The 17,931-nt window shown below is 63.4% G+C and carries 16 protein-coding genes and 1 pseudogene; 9 read left to right on the top strand and 8 right to left on the bottom strand.

Translation table 11 applies throughout. The features are described 5' to 3' along the window. Both AU194_RS33015 and AU194_RS33010 read right to left on the bottom strand, forming a co-directional pair. Window positions 1–203 (bottom strand): annotated as a pseudogene (locus AU194_RS33015) (hypothetical protein); the annotation flags it as partial. Continuing rightward, window positions 139–363 (bottom strand): hypothetical protein, encoded by a 225-nt coding sequence (locus AU194_RS33010; RefSeq protein WP_369804085.1) that lies wholly within the window; start codon window positions 361–363, stop codon window positions 139–141. The gene AU194_RS33010 and the pseudogene AU194_RS33015, both read right to left, overlap by 65 nt. Window positions 364–395: 32 nt before the next feature. On the opposite strand from AU194_RS33010, the gene AU194_RS11005 reads away from it, so the two are divergent. Then, on the top strand, window positions 396–806 hold the full coding sequence (locus AU194_RS11005) for a hypothetical protein (RefSeq protein ID WP_059089277.1): 411 nt from the start codon (window positions 396–398) through the stop codon (window positions 804–806). Between the two features lie 300 nt (window positions 807–1,106). Here the strand turns inward: AU194_RS11005 and AU194_RS31795 are convergent, their stop codons facing one another. Then, on the bottom strand, window positions 1,107–2,276 hold the full coding sequence (locus tag AU194_RS31795) for a sensor domain-containing protein (RefSeq protein ID WP_197417594.1): 1,170 nt from the start codon (window positions 2,274–2,276) through the stop codon (window positions 1,107–1,109). Between the two features lie 178 nt (window positions 2,277–2,454). Beyond that, window positions 2,455–3,402: a hypothetical protein gene (locus AU194_RS32210; RefSeq protein ID WP_059089275.1), complete on the bottom strand. Its 948-nt coding sequence runs from the start codon at window positions 3,400–3,402 to the stop codon at window positions 2,455–2,457. A 158-nt stretch (window positions 3,403–3,560) separates the two neighbouring features. Here AU194_RS32210 and AU194_RS10990 point away from each other — a divergent pair, with 158 nt between their 5' ends. From AU194_RS10990 to AU194_RS10970, 6 genes are all read left to right on the top strand, one after another. Beyond that, on the top strand, window positions 3,561–4,067 hold the full coding sequence (locus tag AU194_RS10990) for a hypothetical protein (protein WP_059089274.1): 507 nt from the start codon (window positions 3,561–3,563) through the stop codon (window positions 4,065–4,067). Window positions 4,068–4,318: 251 nt separating this feature from the next. After that, a complete protein-coding gene (locus tag AU194_RS31790; protein WP_157576012.1) occupies window positions 4,319–4,462 on the top strand; it encodes a hypothetical protein in 144 nt (47 codons plus the stop codon). Window positions 4,463–5,559: 1,097 nt separating this feature from the next. Next, window positions 5,560–5,919 (top strand): MmpS family transport accessory protein, encoded by a 360-nt coding sequence (locus AU194_RS10985; protein ID WP_369804080.1) that lies wholly within the window; start codon window positions 5,560–5,562, stop codon window positions 5,917–5,919. Continuing rightward, window positions 5,916–8,783, top strand: a complete 2,868-nt coding sequence (locus AU194_RS10980) for an RND family transporter (protein ID WP_059089272.1) — start codon at window positions 5,916–5,918, stop codon at window positions 8,781–8,783. The genes AU194_RS10985 and AU194_RS10980 overlap by 4 nt, the downstream gene beginning before the upstream one ends. Window positions 8,784–8,797: 14 nt before the next feature. Then, window positions 8,798–9,367, top strand: a complete 570-nt coding sequence (locus AU194_RS33005) for a MarR family winged helix-turn-helix transcriptional regulator (RefSeq protein WP_082698587.1) — start codon at window positions 8,798–8,800, stop codon at window positions 9,365–9,367. A 74-nt stretch (window positions 9,368–9,441) separates the two neighbouring features. Next, on the top strand, window positions 9,442–10,080 hold the full coding sequence (locus tag AU194_RS10970; RefSeq protein WP_059089270.1) for a TetR/AcrR family transcriptional regulator: 639 nt from the start codon (window positions 9,442–9,444) through the stop codon (window positions 10,078–10,080). Window positions 10,081–10,405: 325 nt separating this feature from the next. Here AU194_RS10970 and AU194_RS10965 read toward each other — a convergent pair whose 3' ends face one another. Beyond that, window positions 10,406–11,578 (bottom strand): ATP-binding protein, encoded by a 1,173-nt coding sequence (locus tag AU194_RS10965; RefSeq protein WP_059089269.1) that lies wholly within the window; start codon window positions 11,576–11,578, stop codon window positions 10,406–10,408. 20 nt (window positions 11,579–11,598) lie between these two features. On the opposite strand from AU194_RS10965, the gene AU194_RS33000 reads away from it, so the two are divergent. Further along, on the top strand, window positions 11,599–11,985 hold the full coding sequence (locus AU194_RS33000; RefSeq protein ID WP_082698586.1) for a DUF2188 domain-containing protein: 387 nt from the start codon (window positions 11,599–11,601) through the stop codon (window positions 11,983–11,985). A gap of 10 nt (window positions 11,986–11,995) precedes the next feature. Here AU194_RS33000 and AU194_RS31150 read toward each other — a convergent pair whose 3' ends face one another. The 3 genes from AU194_RS31150 to AU194_RS32995 all read right to left on the bottom strand — a co-directional run bounded on the left by AU194_RS31150 (window position 11,996) and on the right by AU194_RS32995 (window position 14,057). Next, window positions 11,996–13,024, bottom strand: a complete 1,029-nt coding sequence (locus tag AU194_RS31150) for a tyrosine-type recombinase/integrase (RefSeq protein ID WP_082698585.1) — start codon at window positions 13,022–13,024, stop codon at window positions 11,996–11,998. 329 nt (window positions 13,025–13,353) lie between these two features. Next, window positions 13,354–13,623, bottom strand: coding sequence for a DEAD/DEAH box helicase family protein (locus AU194_RS10960; protein WP_059089268.1), 270 nt, complete (start codon window positions 13,621–13,623; stop codon window positions 13,354–13,356). Window positions 13,624–13,814: 191 nt separating this feature from the next. Then, a complete protein-coding gene (locus AU194_RS32995; RefSeq protein WP_369804079.1) occupies window positions 13,815–14,057 on the bottom strand; it encodes an HNH endonuclease in 243 nt (80 codons plus the stop codon). A gap of 447 nt (window positions 14,058–14,504) precedes the next feature. Between AU194_RS32995 and AU194_RS10955 the strand changes: the two genes are divergently transcribed. Further along, a complete protein-coding gene (locus AU194_RS10955) occupies window positions 14,505–17,804 on the top strand; it encodes a type ISP restriction/modification enzyme (RefSeq protein ID WP_157576011.1) in 3,300 nt (1,099 codons plus the stop codon). Window positions 17,805–17,931: the final 127 nt, after the last annotated feature.

Raw genomic sequence — 17,931 nt, 5'->3', positions numbered from 1 at the left:
GAAACTCGGGCGGATACTGACGGGGCATAACTTCCAATCCTCCTATAAAGATCGGAAGGAAACCTGGGGTAGTTCACGCCTTGTTTGCGGTGTGGTTTGCGTCGGGTGCGCCCGGTTCGGAGTGCTTGCTGCACTTCCTTAATGAGGCCGCCGCGGGCCTGGAAGTAGAGGGCTTGGTAGATAGTTTCGTGGCTCACCTGCATGCTGGACTGCTTGGGCCGAGTCCGAGCTGCGGCAGCCGCCCGATCGGCGTGATAGGGCAGGTAGCGGCCGTTGAATGCTGCGCGCACGAATCTCTCGCGACACCGTGGAAACGTTCTTACCGATCCGCCCAGCGATCGTCCGTAACGACTCCTTCCCCAGGAGCCCATCGGCGATCGCCAGTCGGTCCTGGCGTGGCGCTCGACCCCGAGGTGCCGCGCACCGCCGAAGTCAAGGGCGACCCGGAGGCGTCGGAGTTCGTGGAGGTGCTCGGCGCGACGTGGCTGCTGATGGATCAGCGCACCGTCGCCGACATCCGCGTCGTCGGCGATCGGCCTCCCGCCGGCGATGGAAACGCGGGTGGTGCCGCCCCGTCGATGGTGTCGATCGTCGAACTGCGGCGCCGCGAGTTACAACCGCATGCACGGGCGAGCGGGAGCCCAGGGCGTTCTTTCAAGTCACGGTGCACCGTGGAAGGGCATTGGCGCCAACAGGCGTGCGGGCCGCAGTGGTCACAGCGGAAACCGTTGTACATCACCGAATACGAGAAGGGGCCCGCGGACGCGCCGCGCAAGTACGCGAAGGTGCATGTGTGGCGACGATGACGGGTGCTTCGGCTGATCGACTCGGGTCGATGCCGGTGGGAAGCATAGGCTCCCCACCCGCTGGTTCCCTGGGTGGGTGCGTGCGGCGCAATGTCCGCGCAGAAGCAGGACACCGGCTTCAGCGACAACTACTGACAGTGCGCCATTGCGCCGACATGGAGCTGCCCTGCGCACGGATACGGGTGGCGCAGGGCAGCGTGCCCGTACCGCGACTCAGGGAAGAGAACGGTGCGGACACCGCCGCTGTAGAGCCCCGGCCGGCATTTTGGGCGTAATCGACGGTGGCCCCTGTCCTTGCGGTCAGGGCATAGGAGCGATCTTGTTGCCGATGTCGCGGGCGATGTTCCAGCCGGAACTGCCGATATTGGGTGAACAGGCCCGCACGTCGACAATCACGTTGTTGCGCAACGTCATCGCCCGCTCACACTGCATGCCCGCGACCGTGGACGTGTCGGACACCACCATCAGCGACAGGATGCCGCCGGTCGTCGACGGGACGCTGAGCGTGGCGCCGTTGGTCGTGCTGCCGTAGGTGGCGGTGATCTTGGCGAACTTGCAGCCGTTCCAGTCGGCGACCTGCCGGTCGTAGAACGCCTGCGCCGCGGCGGCATTGGGGAACGCGACCAGCCCCTGGACCAGCTTGTGGGTGGGATCGTTGTTCACGGCCTGGGCGGTCATCCCGGTGAAGCCGCTGCCGTTGTAGGTGTTGGCGTGCACCGGTCCCCATGCGCCGGTGCAGTTCGGGGGCGTGACGTCACCTTCGATCATGTTGTTGTCGGTCGCGCCGACCTTCATGCCCGGCGACCCCATGATCTGGCCGATCTGCTCGGCCGGCAGCAGGAATCCGCCGAGCGCTTCCGGCGCGATGACCGGCGGAGGCGGCGGGGGAGGAGGTGGCGCCGCGGTCTCCTGCGGTGACCGCTTCGGCGATTCCGGCTCCGCTTGCCCCGACGGTGTGCGCGGGCCCGCGGGCGTCATCTTGACGCTGGAGGTCGCCGCGGTTTTCGTCGACGCGTCGTCGCCCTCGTCGTCGACGCCGCTGAAGTTGATGATCGCCACGGCAACCAGCAGCGCGACCGCGGCGACGGCGCCGCCGATCAGCGCCCACCGCTTGCGATCCGGCGACGTGCGGCCCGGTGGCTGCTGCGGGGGCTGCCCGGTAGGCGGCGGGTAACCCTGACCGCCCGGCGCCGGGTGGGTCGGATACCCCGCCGCGCCCGGCTGGTTGGGCCACTGGGGAGGCGGCGGCTGGGTCGGCCACCCGGTCGGCGGGCCCTGCGGTGGCGGGGAGGTCGGCTGCTCGGGGCGTTTGAACTGCGCGGCCTCGAGGGTGTTCTGCTCGTGAAACCCCGGATCGTCCGGCGAGGTGGCGGGGGGCCGCTGCCCTTGGTTCGGTTGCTGCGGGTGCCCACCGCTGGGCGGGTTTTGCGGCCAGCGGCTAGGCCGAGCGTTGGGGTCGTTCGTGGTCACCGTTGATTTTCCCTTCTCGCTGTCACCGCGCGGTCCGCGCCTCCGGCAAGCAGCGCATTCACCACCAGGCAGCACCTTCGAGGAGTTTGCCACACGGCGTCGGTGGTCACGTCTCCGTGCGTCGTGATCCGCTGTGTGACTACACCCGTTATGGCTGGTCAGAGGCGTTGCTCGCCGCTCAAAGAACCGCCGTGCTGAGCAGCTCGATCCGGTCGGCGTTGCGCCACGCCAGCTGATCGCTGCGCTGCTGGGCGCGCTCGCGCAGCATGGTCTGGATGCGGTGCACACCGCCGATGGCCTGCTGCACCGCGGCCTGGGCGTCGACGATCCGACCGCGCACCGCCAGGTCGGTGAAGATGTTGTCGAACCACACGTCGAACACCCGGGTGAGGTCGCCCAGTTCGACGAGCCGCACCCCCGACATGTGGACGTCGGCCAGCTCGTTGGTGAACTCCGCCAGCGCCGTGTCGGCGTCGCGGATGCGCGTCGCGACATCGTCGAGCCGGTTGTGCTTGACGAGGCTGGCCACCACGCCGCCGTCGGACCAGGTGTCGTAGGCCGACCACGATCGGGCGCTCTCGAGCTTGGCCGCCGCCGCGGCCAGATGCTCGACGGCCCGCCGACCGGCGTCGCGGGCCTGCTCCAACTCGGCCAGCTCGGCGGTGAGCCGACCGCGTTCCTCCGCGAGTTGGCTCAACCGGGCGGCGCGCGCGCCGCCAGCGCCGACGAGCCGGCGCTCCTTGTCCGCCAGTGCCGCGTCGTAGCGGGCCTGCACGGTGGGCAGTTCGGCGTAGCGGGCCGCCAGCGTGTCCGCGGCGCGCTGATCGGCGTCGGCGCGCGCCTGCAGGGAGGCGTGCTCGTATTGGGCGGCGTCGTGTTCGGCGGCCTCACGGGCGAGCTTGTCGTCGCGGGATCCGCTGAGCCGGGCGAGGATTGAGGTCAGTGACAGCGACTCGAGCTTCGCGACGTCGTCCGCCTCGTCCCTTACCCGGGCGTAGGCAGCGGCCGCGCGTTCGGCCGACTCCGCAGCGCGGGCCCGGGCCGCGATGAGCCGTTGGCCCACCGAGGTCATCTCGACCATCGCCGTGGCCGCGGCGGCCAGTTCGTCGTAAGGGTCAGCGGTCATGGTTTCGAGCCTAAGGGCGCGCCGGTGGGGGTCTCGACGCTAATTTGGGTCGGTTCTCGTTGCTTAGAAATTGGTGCACGGAGGGGTTTCGCGGTGTTCATAGGCTGGGGTCCCGGCGCGAGCATCGGTTGCTCGGGCGGCGTGGAGGAGGGGCGGGGATGCATTTCGGGTTCGCGGCGGCGGTGCTGTCCATCGTGGCAGCGGGGCTCGGTGCCGCAGCGCTGCGCGCCTTCCTCCTGGCGGCGCTCTCGGTGTCGTCCGGCAGCGATGACTACCGGTCCGCGCAGGCAAATGCGCTGGCGTCCTTTGCGGTGCTGGCGATCATCGCCGTGCTGCTGGCCGTCGCGATGATGCGGCTGCTCCGACAGGAGCTGTCCGCGCGACCGCTGCTGATCGTCGGATTGGTCGCGGGGATCGCGGTCACCGGTGCCGACCTGATCGTCTGGCCGCGCCTACCGGGGCTCGTTGGGTTCCTCAATCACGTTACCGCTGATGGTTTCCGGTGGGCATGGCTAGCTGTCCTCGCGCTCACCGTCGTGCTGGTGGTCTTGTCGGTCACCGCACCCTGGTTCACCGAGCGGGATGCGGTCTGGACTCGACTGCGGGGGCGCGTCGCCGTGGGATTCGCCGTCGTGACCGCGGCCGCCAGCTGTTTTCAGTTGTGACTGTTCGCAACTCGCCTGTCGCGCGGATGGACGCTGCTAAGCCTGCTGTCGCCGCCAGAGTTGATCGGGGCGGCGATCGGGTCGGTTGTCGTGCTAGAGGCTGTTGTGGCGGCGGGGTCGCGATGCTGCAACTGGGTGGGTTGATTGCGTTGCCTCAGGCGGTGTTTATCAGTGAGGACGTCGATCGAATCTTCACAACTATCGGGTTCTCGGCGGTCACCGATGGTTTGATGTGACAGAGGTTGATCGGCATGGTGGTGGCGCAGCTGTTCGTCGACGGTAATCGACATCTAGGAAGCCGGGCCTTGTCGCCGATGTCGCGCGCGATCGTGGCGTCGGCATCGCCGATGACCCGTGAACAGCCCTCCACGTCGACGATCGCGTTGCGACGCTAAGTACTTGTCGCGCAACTATTTTAACGAACTTGGAGCGGTCGCGGCGCAGGACGTGCTGAACAACGGTCCGCCGCGGATTGCGGCGTTCTCAACCGCGTGTCACGCGAAAAGCCTGACACTACTGACGGCTGCTCGCCTCCGGCGGGGACAGGCGTCGACTCGCCGTGGGGCGGGCTGGCTAGGCCCGTCGTGAGCTGATGAATTGCACTCGTCAGCTCGTCTCGGATCTGTTTGCGTCTTCGTCTCGGCGCCGCGACGAGCGCGGCCGGTGTGGATGACTAAGTCGGTGAGCAGGTGTGCCATTGCGTCTACGGGGATGTCGTCGGGGTAGACGCCGGCGTCGATCACTGCCTGCAGCAGCACGCGGTGTGTCGCTGACCGGGCTGGCCCGGCGCGCTGTGGAGTTGATCGGCCTCAGCCGCGCTCATTCTGGCGCATTCGGACTGGTTCAAGTAGGTCAACGGACAAGTTCGGCGACGCCGGTGAGAGTTCCGCGGCGACGACGTCTGCCGAGGCGCTCCCCGGCGAACCGGGCTTCGGCCAAGTGACCGGTCGCGTCGGGGGCGGACAATTCGACGTTCTTGCACCGAATGTCGACCCACGAGAGGCGTTCGCCTTCGCGGAGTCTGTACGTGCCCGGCTTGCTGCGAGGGCACTGTCGTATGGGGTCAACACGTCGCTGACCGTTAGCTTTGAGTTCCCAACCGCGAAGGCGCCCGTCTCTTTGGCTGAGTTGGGGAATGCGGCCGACTGCGCGTTGTGTGAAGCCGAGGCGATTGGCCGCAATCGAACGGCCCTTCACCTGCACGGTGACCGACCCTTCCACGCCGGCTGCGATCACGTCCGGGTCCGGTGAGCGGATCCCATCAGTGATGGTTCGCGTGGTCGAGGACGGCGAGCGGGCCGGTTAGCTGATCTAACCAGGATGGAGTACAGTCCAGAACGGCCAGCGGACGGAACTCGAGTTCCGGACCTGCGTCACGAGGGACGACGAGGTCCGTTCGAATGGCTACGACCTAGGGAGATCGGTGTTCCGGCTGTTGACGAGGATTTGGTTACCTCTGACTCTGGCTGTCGTTGTCGCGTTGGGGGGGTACATGATCCTACGGATCCGCGATTCCACGGCGCCGCCACCGGCGGCGGCCGAGGGGTCGGGGATCACCGCGAACTTCAACCCGAAACACATCACCTATGAGGTCACTGGTTCCGGGGGAGCGGTGAATCTGAACTTCCTCGACGAGAACGGTCAGCCCCATCTCGTCGAGAACGCACCACTTCCGTGGTCATTCACGATCGTGACGACGTTGCCGTCGATGTCGGCGAACATCATGGCCCAAGGCGATCGCAGCGTCAGCGACCTCAAGTGCCGGGTGACCGTCGACGGTGAGGTACGCGACGACCGGACCAGTTCCGACACGGTCGAACCGTTCATCTTCTGCTTGGTGAAGTCCGTATGAGCACTGCACATTCGAAGCCGCGCCGTCCGATCATCGCGCGGATGGTCCGGATCCTCTCGTTGCCCATCATCTTGTTCTGGGTGGCCGTCGTGGTCCTACTTGGCGCGTTGGTCCCTTCACTCGACGAGATCGCAGCCAGCCGATCAGTGCCGCTGAGCCCGACCGACGCGCCGTCCTACCAGGCGATGCTCAACATCGGCAAGGTGTTCCAGCAGTACGACTCCGACTCCACGGCGATGGTCGTCCTCGAAGGCGAGGACCAACTCGGCGACAGCGCGCACGAGTTCTACGACAAGATCGTCGCCAAGCTCAAGGCCGACCACGAACACGTCCAGAACGTGCAGGACTTCTGGAGCGATCCGCTGACCGCGGCCGGTTCGCAGAGCGTGGACGGGAAGTCGGCCTACGTACAGATCTTCCTCAACGGGTCTCAGGGCACCACCGCCAGTCACGAAGCGGTGGACGCGGTACGCCAAATCGTCGATTCCGTACCAGCGCCGCCGGGTATCAAGGCGCACGTCGCCGGCAACACGGTGCTCAACGCGGACACCAGTGTGGCCGGGCATCAGAGCATGGCGCTGATGGAGTTGGTGTCGGTGGGCGTCATCATCGTGATGCTGCTCGTCATCTACCGCTCCGTCGTCACGATGCTCATCTCGATGGTGATCATCGCGCTCGAACTTTTTGCAGCGCAGGGCGTCACCGCAGCAGCCGGTCATCTCAACCTCATCGGACTGACCCCGTACGCGGTGAGCATGGTGACCATGCTGGCCCTTGCTGCCGGTACCGACTACGTCATCTTCTTGTGGGGTCGATATCACGAGGAACGATCGAAGGGTCTCAGCCGTGAAGACGCGTACTACGCGGCGTATCACGGTGTATCGCACGTCATCCTGGGTTCGGGCCTGACCATCGTCGGGGCGTGCCTGTGCCTGACCATGACCACGCTGCCGTACTTCCAGACCATGGCCGTGCCGTGCGCGCTGTCGATCCTGGTGATCATCGCCGCCGCGCTGACGCTGGCTCCCGCGGTGCTCACGGTGGCCTCGAGGTTCGGACTACTCGAACCCAAGCGGAAGATCTCAGCCAAGGGTTGGCGCAAGGTGGGCACCTCGGTAGTCCGCTGGCCGGTACCCATCATCGTGATCACCAGCTTGATCGCCGTACTCGGGTTCGTCAGCCTCACCACCTACGAGCCGCAGTACAACGACCAGAAATTCACCCCCGCCGATATGCCGGCCAACCTCGCCATGGCCGTGGCCGACCGGCACTTCTCCCAGGCCCGGATGAACCCCGAACTGCTGATGCTCGAGGCCGATCACGACCTCCGGAATCCGGCGGACATGCTCGTCATCGACCGCGTCGCCAAGAGTGTCGTCCACATGCGCGGCATCGAGCGAGTGCAGACCATCACCCGCCCGCTCGGCGCACCGATCGACCACAGTTCGATTCCTTTCATGCTGGGCGCGCAGAACGCCGGAACGCTGCAAGCGGCAAAGTTCAACAACGAGAACTCGGCCCAGATGCTGGAGCAGGCAGACGAGTTGAGCGCCACCATCGCCAACATGGAACGCATGTACGGCATCATGACCGAGCTCACTAACACCACGCACAACATGGTGGGTAAGACCCACGACATGGTGGCGACCACCAACGAATTGCGCGACCACATCGCCGATTTCGACGACTTCTTCCGTCCGCTCCGCAACTACTTCTACTGGGAACCCCACTGCTTCGACATCCCGATCTGTCATTCGTTGCGATCGATCTTCGACTCGCTCGACGGGATCGACGCGCTGGCCGACCAGATCGGTGGCCTGACAACCGATCTGAACAGACTCGATTCGTTGATGCCGCAGATGCTGGCCACGCTGCCGCCGACGATCGACTCGATGAAGACGATGCGCGACTTCATGATCGCCTCGCACAGCGTGATGGCCGGCACCCAGGCGCAGCAGCAGGAACTGGCCAAGGGCGCCACCGAGATCGGCCTGTTCTTCGACCAGGCCAAGAACGACGACTTCTTCTACCTGCCCCCGGACGTGTTCGAGAACCCGGACTTCGAGCGTGGCCTGAAGATGTTCATCTCCCAGGACGGCAAGGCTGTCCGCTTCATCGTCACCCACCAGAGTGATCCGGCGTCGGTCGAGGGCATCGATCATGTACGGGACATGAAGGATGTGGTGGCCGATGCGGTCAAGGGCACCCCGCTGGCGAATGCGAAAGTGTCCCTAGCCGGGACGGCGTCGATGTATGCCGACATGCAGGACGGGGTGAAGGTCGATGTGATGATCGCGATCATCGCGTCGATGATCCTGATCTTTTGCATCATGCTGCTGATCACCCGCAGCGTGGTCGCCGCCTTGGTGATCGTGGGCACCGTCGCGGCATCTTTGGGCACCGCCTGCGGGCTCTCGGTGCTGCTGTGGCAAGACGTGCTGGGTCTGGGTGTGCAGTGGATCGTAATTCCGCTGTCGATGGTGATCCTGCTGGCGGTGGGCTCGGACTACAACCTGCTGGTGGTGTCCCGCCTCAGAGAGGAGATCCATGCCGGACTCAACACCGGCATGATCCGCGGTATGGGCGCGACCGGCCGTGTCGTCACCGCAGCGGGCTTGGTGTTCGCGTTCACGATGGCTTCCATGATCGTCAGCGATTTGCGCGTGGTCGGCCAACTCGGTATGACTATCGGCATCGGCCTCATCGTCGACACTCTCATCGTCCGCGCGTTCATGACGCCGTCCATTGCCGCCGCCCTCGGACGCTGGTTCTGGTGGCCGCTGAACACCTTCAAGATCACACACCCGCCCCGACCCGAACCCGAGGATCCGCAGACCGCGCAAATACCGCATTCCACTGTGTAACCGATTGGCGCGCCATGCCGAACTGCCAGGACGAGTCGACAGCTGGCGAAGGACTGACACCAGACCAAGGGCAGTCAATCGACGCCGCCGCATTGGCTGGGCCCGTGTATGCGGCGTTGATGAAGTTGTACATTCGGGTTCGACGCACCGATATGGCTGCGACGGCGGCGGGCGAGTTGAGTACCGCGCAGCATTCAGTCGTACGGTTGCTCGCCGAATGCGACGGTATGCGGATCACCGACATGGCAAGAGCTGAACGTGTTTCTGTGCCGACAATGTCGGTCGCCGTGCATCGTCTGATGAAGCGCGGCTATGTCAGGCGGTCGGTCGCGGCGAGTGATGCGCGAGCCGCAGTTGTCCAGCTGACCACGAAGGGGCGTGCCGCTTCGTCCGCGTCCGCAACGGTCACTCGGTGTACCCTCGAGAGCTGGCTCACGGCGCTCGACGGCGACGAGCGGCGGGCGCTCTCCGATGCCGTACGGATCCTTGACTCGCTCGCTGCGTCAGAGCGCTGCCCGACTGGTTGGTCACCCGGAGACCGCACGACCGCGGCGGCGACGGCAGGACGCCCCAACAGGGCATAACCACCGACATCGAGCCAAGGGGTGGGAGAAGTCTGCCAGTTGTCGCGAGAACCGACCTGGCAGGATCGGAGCAGATGACACACTCTGGACCCAAACTCCGGCAGCGCACACAGGGCCGCCTTGACCGGTCACGTGACCCGGCGATCTTGGATGCCGCGCTGGCTGAGCTAACGGAGAGCGGATACGACGGCACCAGCATGAACGGCATCGCGGCGCGCGCGGGCGTCGGGAAGGCCGCGATCTACCGGAGGTGGTCGTCGAAGGCGGCACTGATCACCGACGCGCTCGTGTACTGGCGTTCCGATCTGCTCGTCGACGACATCCCCGACACCGGGAGCCTCGAGGGCGATTTCGATGTGCTCGTCGCACGCGCCGCACGCAACGACGACGAACTGATTTCGAATGACTTGGTGCTACGCGTGGCGCTGGAATCAGCCCAAGATCCGGAGCTCGCAACGGCACTCGATGACCTGATGCTGCTCAAGGGTCGGCGAGTGGTGAGCGCGATCCTGCGCCAAGCCGTCGATCGCGGGGAGATCGCCGAAAGGAACTGGTCGCTCGTTGCCGACGCGCTCACCGCCATGGGACTCCTGCGGGTGATCAGTGGGCACAACGTCGACGCCGCCTTTGTCCGCCAAGTCATCGACACCCTGGTGCTGCCCGCGGTGTATGGAGCAGGCAGCGGGACCAGCGGACCCACGAAGCGAAAATGACCCCGAGGGCGTCCTCACCGCGCGGCATTTGGGAGCCTGTGCCCAAAACCGGAAGACGATACACCCTATATAAATCTGTTGTGACACAACTCTTTTCACGAGCGAACTGACATAAGTATAGTATCGGTACCAATATCCCCTGTGCGACAACCAGTTTGTGGAGGATGGCGGCCATTACGACGGTCGCGGCGTCCGGGCTTCAAGCCGGCAAACTCCACTGACGAGACGAGCAACAGTGCCGGGCGGTATCGTAGCCAGTCCGCGAAACGCCCAAGCGCCGTCGGGACACCGGCATGTACACAACCGCAAGCGCACGCCGGCGCGGCTATGGCTTTGGTTGGCGGCGTATGAACTCCGCCATACCGGGGACCGTGAAGGCTACGCGCCCATGCTCCGGTGACCAGATCAGACCCTTCCTCATGGCAGAGTCGCGGACGTCGCTAACACCGCTTGCGGTTGAGCCCATTAGTGCAGCGACCTGCCCTGATCGTGGGCGCTCGATGCCGCTCTCAGCGAGTGCGGTGAGGTAGCGGCGCTCGCGTTCTGTTGCTCGAGTCCAGCGGGACGGGAAGAAGCCGTCATCGAGGTGGCGGCGACCGACCTCGACAGCGAGTTCAGCATCGTCACGGTCGAAAGGTATTGCGGCGGCTACGTTCCAGACGGCTTTCCCGTATTCCTGCAGGAAATAGGGGTACCCGCCACTCGCCAAGACGAGTGTTTCCAGCGCATCGGCGGTGATGTCGCCTCCGTACTTGCGGATGGGCTCTCTGAGCGCCGCAGTCGCAGCATCGTCCGACAACGGCCCAATGTTCGAGTACAGGAACTGCCGTTCTGCGTACGACCGCGACTCCGCAAGCACCGCCGGTAGGTTGGGAAGGCCCGCGCCGATGATGAAGAACGGCCACTCACGCTGTCCGGCTCGGTGCGCCACAGCGAGCAGTGCCGATAGGAGATCCGGGTCAAGGTCTTGCATTTCGTCGACGAAGAGCCCGAACGCTGATCCGCGGGGTTTTAGCGCCGTAGCGATTGCTTCCACGAGCTCTTCGACGTCGAGATCTATGTCGCCGCTAGCGGCGGACGGCGAGGTCTCCAGTTTGACGGTTGCCGGGCCCAACCCGACCCCGAGCGAGAAGCCGCGCGCAATCTCGATCAGCGGATCAATGAGCTGGCGGACCCGATGGCTGCGGCTGTAGCGACGCAACCCTACGGTCAACTCCTGCGATAACTTCGCCCGCACGGCGGCGGTCCCCGCATCGTTGGGGCGGGCCTCAAGCCCGATCGTCAGCCATCCCTGTCGATCGGCATGATCGGCCAACATGTTGAGCAGGGTTGTTTTGCCCACCCCGCGCAAACCCGTCATGATCAGCCCGCGGTCGTAGTTGCGTCGTTTGCTGCGAGCAACGAGCAGGTCAAACGCGTCGATCTCCTGGTCCCGCCCCTCAAGAGCAGGCGGCCGGAGCCCTGAGCCAGGTTTGAACGGGTTCAGCTCGCGGTCCATATCGACAACTATAGGCAACTATGGGATTTAGACGATACACTGCCATAGATAACCATAGGCGCGGGCTTCCTCCTGGAAGGCGTATTGCAAGGTGGCCGATCAAAAAGAACATCCATGTAGTCAAAGACGGCGACGCGTGGAAGGTAGAGGTCGAAGGGAACAAGCGAGCGAGCGCAGTCACCGGTACACAGCAAGAGAGTATCGCTAGAGCTCGCCACCTCGGCAGAAACAACCCAGGCGGCGCAGAGGTGAGCATTCACGGCGTTAACGGAAAAGTGAGGGCGAAGGACACCATCAAACCAGCCAACGACCCCAAAGATATCCCCGGTTTAGGCACGCCCGCTAGAGGCAACGTTGACGCGGCTGCCTGCCGTTCTCGGAATCGTTCGCGGCGATCAGACCAGTAGTTCCCGTGACCTAGCCGCCATCCCCGTCCAGCCGTGTGTACAGCGGGTTCAGCGCGGCCGCCTGCCGGGTTTCAACGCCGGCCGCCGCCACGTAGCGCTGGGACGTCGACATCGATTCGTGTCCAAGTAGGTTCATGAGCGCATACACGCTGACATTCGCATTCGCGAGCTCCGTGGCGAATGTATGTCGCAGGCCGTGAACTAAAGCGCCACGTGCTCGGTCGCCATCTATTCCTGCTCTCCGAAACGCGCGTCGAACGCGGTATTGCAGCGTGCCGCGGGTGATGCGATTGCCGTCGGCCCCCACGAAAAGTGGAGAACGTGGAGGCCAAGCCGCCAGTCCCCCGCTGGGGGAGCGCTGTTTCGACGCGGCCGGATACCGAATGAGCCGGCTATCCAGATACTGCTCCAGCACGGCAATCAGGGATGGCTCCACCGGTATTCGTCGATCCTTGCCACCTTTGCCACGCACCTGAACAACTGCGCCGTCTGCAGTGCGACGAATGTCGCCGACGTCCGCGCTGATCAGTTCTTCCGACCGAAGTCCCGCCAGCAATCCAGTGAGAATGATCGCGCGATCACGCTCGGGCCAATCGCTACGACGGCGTGACTGTTGGTCGTTAGCAAGTTCGGTCATCAAAGCGTTGATCGCACTATCCGGAAGCGACTTCGGAAGCGACTTGACGGCCTTCGGTCGCCCAATCTGAGGCATCGGGTTGGCGGGAATCAAGTTGGAGGTAAACAAGAAGGTGCACAACACGTTCCAGGTGGACCAGCAGCGTCGGATAGAGGCGCCCTCGTGGGTCTCGGCGTAGACCGCGAACGCTCCTCGGAGAGCCTCCGTCGTGATGTCGGTTAGCCGCATTGTGGTCAGTACGTCATCCGCGCCGGCAATCAGGTTCGCGATTGCGTCGAAGTCCTGTCGGTACGCCTTCATGGTGTGGGCGGATGGCTTCCGCGTCCCGCGATCAGCCAGAAACGCTTCGAACCACGCCGGTCGACCGGGTTGGCGGGAGCTTGGCTGGCCTGCGGGCACCATGCGCAAACAATATCGTGGATAATAACAATTATCCATGAAGAGTTGGGGGTGCTCGAGCGAGCGCCGGGAACCCTGCGGGAGTCGCCCCTGCGGACGCTTCAATCGGCCACTCATCCGCCCCAGTATCGTCACCGTGACGGAACTGCGGGCGTTAACCTCCTTTGATCGGGCCGCACGCAGCGGCGACAGCAGCTAGACCAGAAAACACTAATTGACTGTTTCCAAGACCCCTTGCACCGCCGCTGCTGACTCACCGGCGAAGCGGCATAGTCACGGGGATTTGAACACTTCTCCACCAAACAGCGCCAGCTGCTGTCAACTTGGCGAGCCTAGCCGCAGGGCGGTTCTGTCACGAAAAGGATCGGGTCGCGGGTTGTTCGGAACGGCGTACCCGACAGTGACAGGATCGCGGCGGCGCCTTGTGCGAAGGCGAATTGGGCAGGTGTACCCCACGACGCGTCAGCGCCGGCGTGATGGACCTCGTCGGAGATCACAAGCGTGCGATGGCCCGGGTCGGTCACATGGGCCAGGAACATGTTCGGAGCGGCACTTAGCGACTGGTAGGTGGTGATCGCTCCAAGCCAGCCGTCACCGATCACGGACTAGCCGCGGACCGCCACCCGTCGGCGATGCCGACCGTCGGTACAACAATCAGAAGTCGGGCGATGGCACCCGCCGCCACCACCCGATAGGCGACCTGTAGACCGAACCGCGTCTTGCCCGCGCCGGGTCGCGCCTCTCGACGAGGACCGGTTCAGTCTGTAGTGCCTGCAGGACTATGGGCAGCGCTTCACGCTGCCATGGCCGTAACTCTCCTCACCCGGGCGCAGCGCCGCCGGATCGAAACGCTCAGCGATGACATCCTGCGGCTTGGAGCCCTTGCGGAGTTGCACGACTCGCACAACGCCTGGAGGTTGTCGAGCGAGGTGCGGCCACCCAGACTCCAAAGGTGGATGTGGTCGCCGTGCATCAGGTCCACCGGGATGGCACGCCGGCACAGCTTGCACAACCGCCCGTTACAACTCCCAGGCACGCCGCACCTCGGCACGGGTGAAAGTCCTGCGTGGACCCATGTCGTGTTCCCGCTGGCTGCTCTGAATCGGAGAGAGGCTACGTCATGACGACGACGTTGAACGGCGACATCCTCAACACGAACTGGACGCCGTGAGCACCGCTGCCGTAGTCGCGAGGTCAATCAATTTGACGTGCGGTCCACCCGGGACGGCACTTGACCCCCGGAAGCCGCGGACCACGCGAGCTCCCGATGCGTACCCCCATTTTCCTCATCTGCGCGTCGCTGACATCAGGCGCTCACGCGAGTCTTCCGCGACGCCGGCTATACGTTTCACAATGTGACGGGCGAGGAATCCACCCCGAAGATCGGTACGGCTCCCGGCGCACAGTGCCGCATCTGGCGCGTGGCTCACGCTACGCTCGCTCCCGGCAGAGTCAGCAGCTCTCTCGGAAGCAAAGGATTGCCGTGACGACAGCGAAGAAGGCGGCGGCGAAGGCCCAGAAAGCGGTCGCGAGGAACAAAGCCGCTCATCCTCTTCACGTGTATGCGTCGGCTGTGCGGGCCATCCATCAGACGGGGAAGGGCACAGCGGAGACCTCCTACTATCCCGCTCTTAACGGATTGTTTGATGCGCTCGGGAACGAGATGACGCCCAAGCTGCAGCCTGTGTCTCAGTTGTCGGACCCGACAGTAGACGACAGGTTCCTGCCTGACTTCGGCCTAATAGAGAAACAAAGTCAGGCCTTGGTCCTACCCGTCGAAGTTAAGCCCGCAGACGTCAAGCTGGAGCGGGTGGCATCAGCGGCACGAACAGCGGACTACGCACGAAACTACGGCGGCGGCTTGGTGCTCATCACCAACCTCTGGCAATTCGCGCTGGCGCGAATCGTCGATGGAAACTTGGTCGAGGACGTGTCTCGACGCGTGACGATCGCCGACTCAGCCACCGATCTTCTCGATGGGAAACTCATCGAAGATATTGACTTGGCTCGCACGTGGTCAGACTTGCGGATGCTCTTAATCGATGGCGGAGTGCCGCGCGGCTCCATCAAGACGCCCAAACAGGTCGCGGGACTGCTGGCTTACCATGCGCGCAACATGCGCGATGCCATTGAGGCCGCAGGAAATCCCGATGAAATGCTCTTAACCCTTCGGACCGCACTCAGCGAGGGCCTTCAAATAGACCTTGAAGGCGAACACCTAGTTCCTACCGTCGTTCAAACGCTTGTCTACGGTGCGTTCGCGGCGTGGTTAGAGACGGACGACCTGGAGCACTTTGGCTGGATGCAGTCGTCGTATCGGTTGACAGTGCCGGTGTTCGCCGAAATCCTCCACCAAGCGTTACGGCCTCAGCTGCTCAAGCAATGTGACCTCACACCCCACCTGCAGAATGTTGAGCGGGTGCTGCGTTGGACAGATCGTGACGCGTTCACAGTCGCATTCGACGGCGCCGCAATTCAGTACTTCTATGAACCTTTTCTTTCCGAATTCGACGCGGTGCTGAGGCAAGATCTCGGTGTCTGGTACACGCCGCGTGAGATTGCCGACTACCAGGTCGCACGCGCGCACCATCACCTCGTCGAAGAATTGGGAATCGCCGAGGGCCTCGCCGACAGGAATGTCTACCTACTAGACCCCGCGGCGGGGACCGGAACCTACCTAATCGCGGCGTGCGACTTCCTCGTTAAATACCACATAGATAACGGCGAGCCGCAGTCTGTCGCAGCTCAACGCGCCCTAGAGGCGCTGCTTGCAAGGTTCATCGGCTTCGAAGTTCTTCCCGCCGCTTTCATTATCTGTCATCTGCACCTCACCCGACACCTGCACCAGCTGGGAACGAACCCGGGGCCTAACAGGTTGCGTGTCTACCTCACCAACTCACTCACCGGATGGAAGAAAGACGCTGGCGCACAGGGGTTTACGCTCTTTCCTGAACTAGAGGAAGAACTCCGAGACGCCGCAGTCGCGAAGCAGTCCGATCCAGTTCTGGTTGTGCTAGGAAATCCGCCTTGGTTCGGCTACTCGACTGCCACCACCGAGGAAGAGCGAGAAATGATGGCGGAGTGGTCAAGGGAATCGTTTGCGACCTGGAACTTGCGCAAGCACAGACTCAATGACCTGTATGTCAGATTCTGGCGTGTCGCGATTCATCGCATCGTGACGCTCACACAGCACGGCGTCGTGTCATTCATTACGAATCGAAAGTGGATCGGGGGACGTTCATATCCCGCGATGAGAGCCACGCTCGTGAAGGAGTTTGATGGCATCTGGGTCGATGATCTGCATGGCGGGACGCACGACCGTAGCACCGCTATCGACCAGTCAATCTTCACAACCGCAATCGCGGAAGGCATTACGGTCGGAACCGCCGTGGTCACGGCGGTACGTACGAAGTCGCACAGTTCCGACGGACTAGTACATCTGGCTGACTACAGAGGCACTGCCTCCGAGAAGCGGCAGAGTCTGATTTCGCGCTATCCAGCTGGCTTGAACGATGGGTACACCACCGTCACTGCCACGAAGGAGACGCGCTACCGGTTCACTGTCGCACCCACTGGCGACTATCCCGCCCTTGACGAGTACTTCGCATACTTCAACTCCGGCGTTCAGCCGGTCCGTGACGAGGCCGTCATCGCGATCGACAGAACCACATTGCACAAGCGGATGCAGGACTACTACGACAGCGATCTGGATTTTGACAAGTTGCTTGCGGCCCATCCAGGTTTCGGGGTGAGCAGGGCGCGATACCGCCCCGAAGAGGTCCGCAAAGCACTAGCCCGAATCGGCGCGGTCTTCGAGGATTCGAGACTCGTTCGCTACCACTTCAGACCGTTTGATCTGCGGTGGATGTACTGGGAAACAGAGAAGAGACTCCTTAATGAGTCACGCCGAGAGTTGTACCCATACTGGCGCGCCGTCGACGGACAGATTAGCCTCGTCGCGGCGCAGACTCCGAGACGGGTAACCGGAATAAGGCCGTTGCCGTCCCGAGCCATCGCCAGCTTTGAATCCGTCGATCCAAATGCGCGTGTGTTTCCGCTATACCGGCCCGACATCGACAAGCTCCAAGAAGAGACGGGAAAGATCTTCGACACGGCAGCGGGAAGCGGTGCGACCTCAGTACTCCCCGCATGGGTGAAGAGGACAGCATCTGTCCTTAACTGCGACGAAAAAACAGCGGGCGAGTCAGTGTTCTTCGCGCTGGTTGCGATAACGAACTCGCCCACATGGCTAGACGAACAACCAGTGGAGTCAGACGATTTTGCACAGGTGCCTCTGCCGTCCTCGGCTACTGCCCTAGCCTCCGCGGCTGACCTCGGACGCCAGTTGACGGACCTGTTCGATCCGGACACTCCAGTAGTTGGCGTAACCCACGGGAAGATTCGGGAGGACCTCCGCGAGATCGCCACCTTCGACCTTGTGACGGGCACGGTCGGGCTTGCGGGGCGTCATGCCGTAAACGCCGGTACCCGAAGCGGCGAAAGCGTGTTGTGGTCTGCGGATAAAGGATGGCACAACATTCCCGACGAAGTGTGGAGCTTCTCGATAGGGGGCTTCCAGGTGCTACCTAAGTGGTTGTCGTACCGCACGAATACTGGTGTCTCCGAGGTCGATCGGGAGCTCTTTCGGATCCTCTGCCGCAGAATCGCTGCTATTAGGTCCCTGGAGAACTCGTGCGACGACATCTACCGCGAAGCACAGATCAACATGCTTATGCCGGATGACGAGACCGACGCGCTACCTCAGCCGGCTGAACCGGCATGAGGTCACCGGAGACCCAGGGACAGTCTTGGCCGCCGCAATAGTGCTTTACGAACGATCCACACCACGAGTCGTCGAGCATTAACGCTGCCTCCTCGCGACTGCGCTGCTCCCAACCGCCCGGCAAGTG

The organism is Mycobacterium sp. GA-2829 (assembly GCF_001499965.1).
Lineage (GTDB): Bacteria > Actinomycetota > Actinomycetes > Mycobacteriales > Mycobacteriaceae > Mycobacterium.
This window is presented reverse-complemented; position numbering and strand designations above follow the sequence as displayed.

What these genes read in the sequence shown, in the direction of transcription:
- AU194_RS31150 (WP_082698585.1), bottom strand. Translation starts at nt 13,024, where the DNA reads ATGGTGCCCGCAGGCCAGCCAAGCTCCCGCCAACCCGGTCGACCGGCG.
- AU194_RS10980 (WP_059089272.1), top strand. Translation starts at nt 5,916, where the DNA reads ATGAGCACTGCACATTCGAAGCCGCGCCGTCCGATCATCGCGCGGATG.
- AU194_RS31790 (WP_157576012.1), top strand. Translation starts at nt 4,319, where the DNA reads ATGGTGGTGGCGCAGCTGTTCGTCGACGGTAATCGACATCTAGGAAGC.
- AU194_RS10985 (WP_369804080.1), top strand. Translation starts at nt 5,560, where the DNA reads ATGATCCTACGGATCCGCGATTCCACGGCGCCGCCACCGGCGGCGGCC.
- AU194_RS32210 (WP_059089275.1), bottom strand. Translation starts at nt 3,402, where the DNA reads ATGACCGCTGACCCTTACGACGAACTGGCCGCCGCGGCCACGGCGATG.
- AU194_RS10970 (WP_059089270.1), top strand. Translation starts at nt 9,442, where the DNA reads ATGACACACTCTGGACCCAAACTCCGGCAGCGCACACAGGGCCGCCTT.
- AU194_RS10965 (WP_059089269.1), bottom strand. Translation starts at nt 11,578, where the DNA reads ATGGACCGCGAGCTGAACCCGTTCAAACCTGGCTCAGGGCTCCGGCCG.
- AU194_RS33005 (WP_082698587.1), top strand. Translation starts at nt 8,798, where the DNA reads ATGCCGAACTGCCAGGACGAGTCGACAGCTGGCGAAGGACTGACACCA.
- AU194_RS10990 (WP_059089274.1), top strand. Translation starts at nt 3,561, where the DNA reads ATGCATTTCGGGTTCGCGGCGGCGGTGCTGTCCATCGTGGCAGCGGGG.
- AU194_RS33000 (WP_082698586.1), top strand. Translation starts at nt 11,599, where the DNA reads ATGGGATTTAGACGATACACTGCCATAGATAACCATAGGCGCGGGCTT.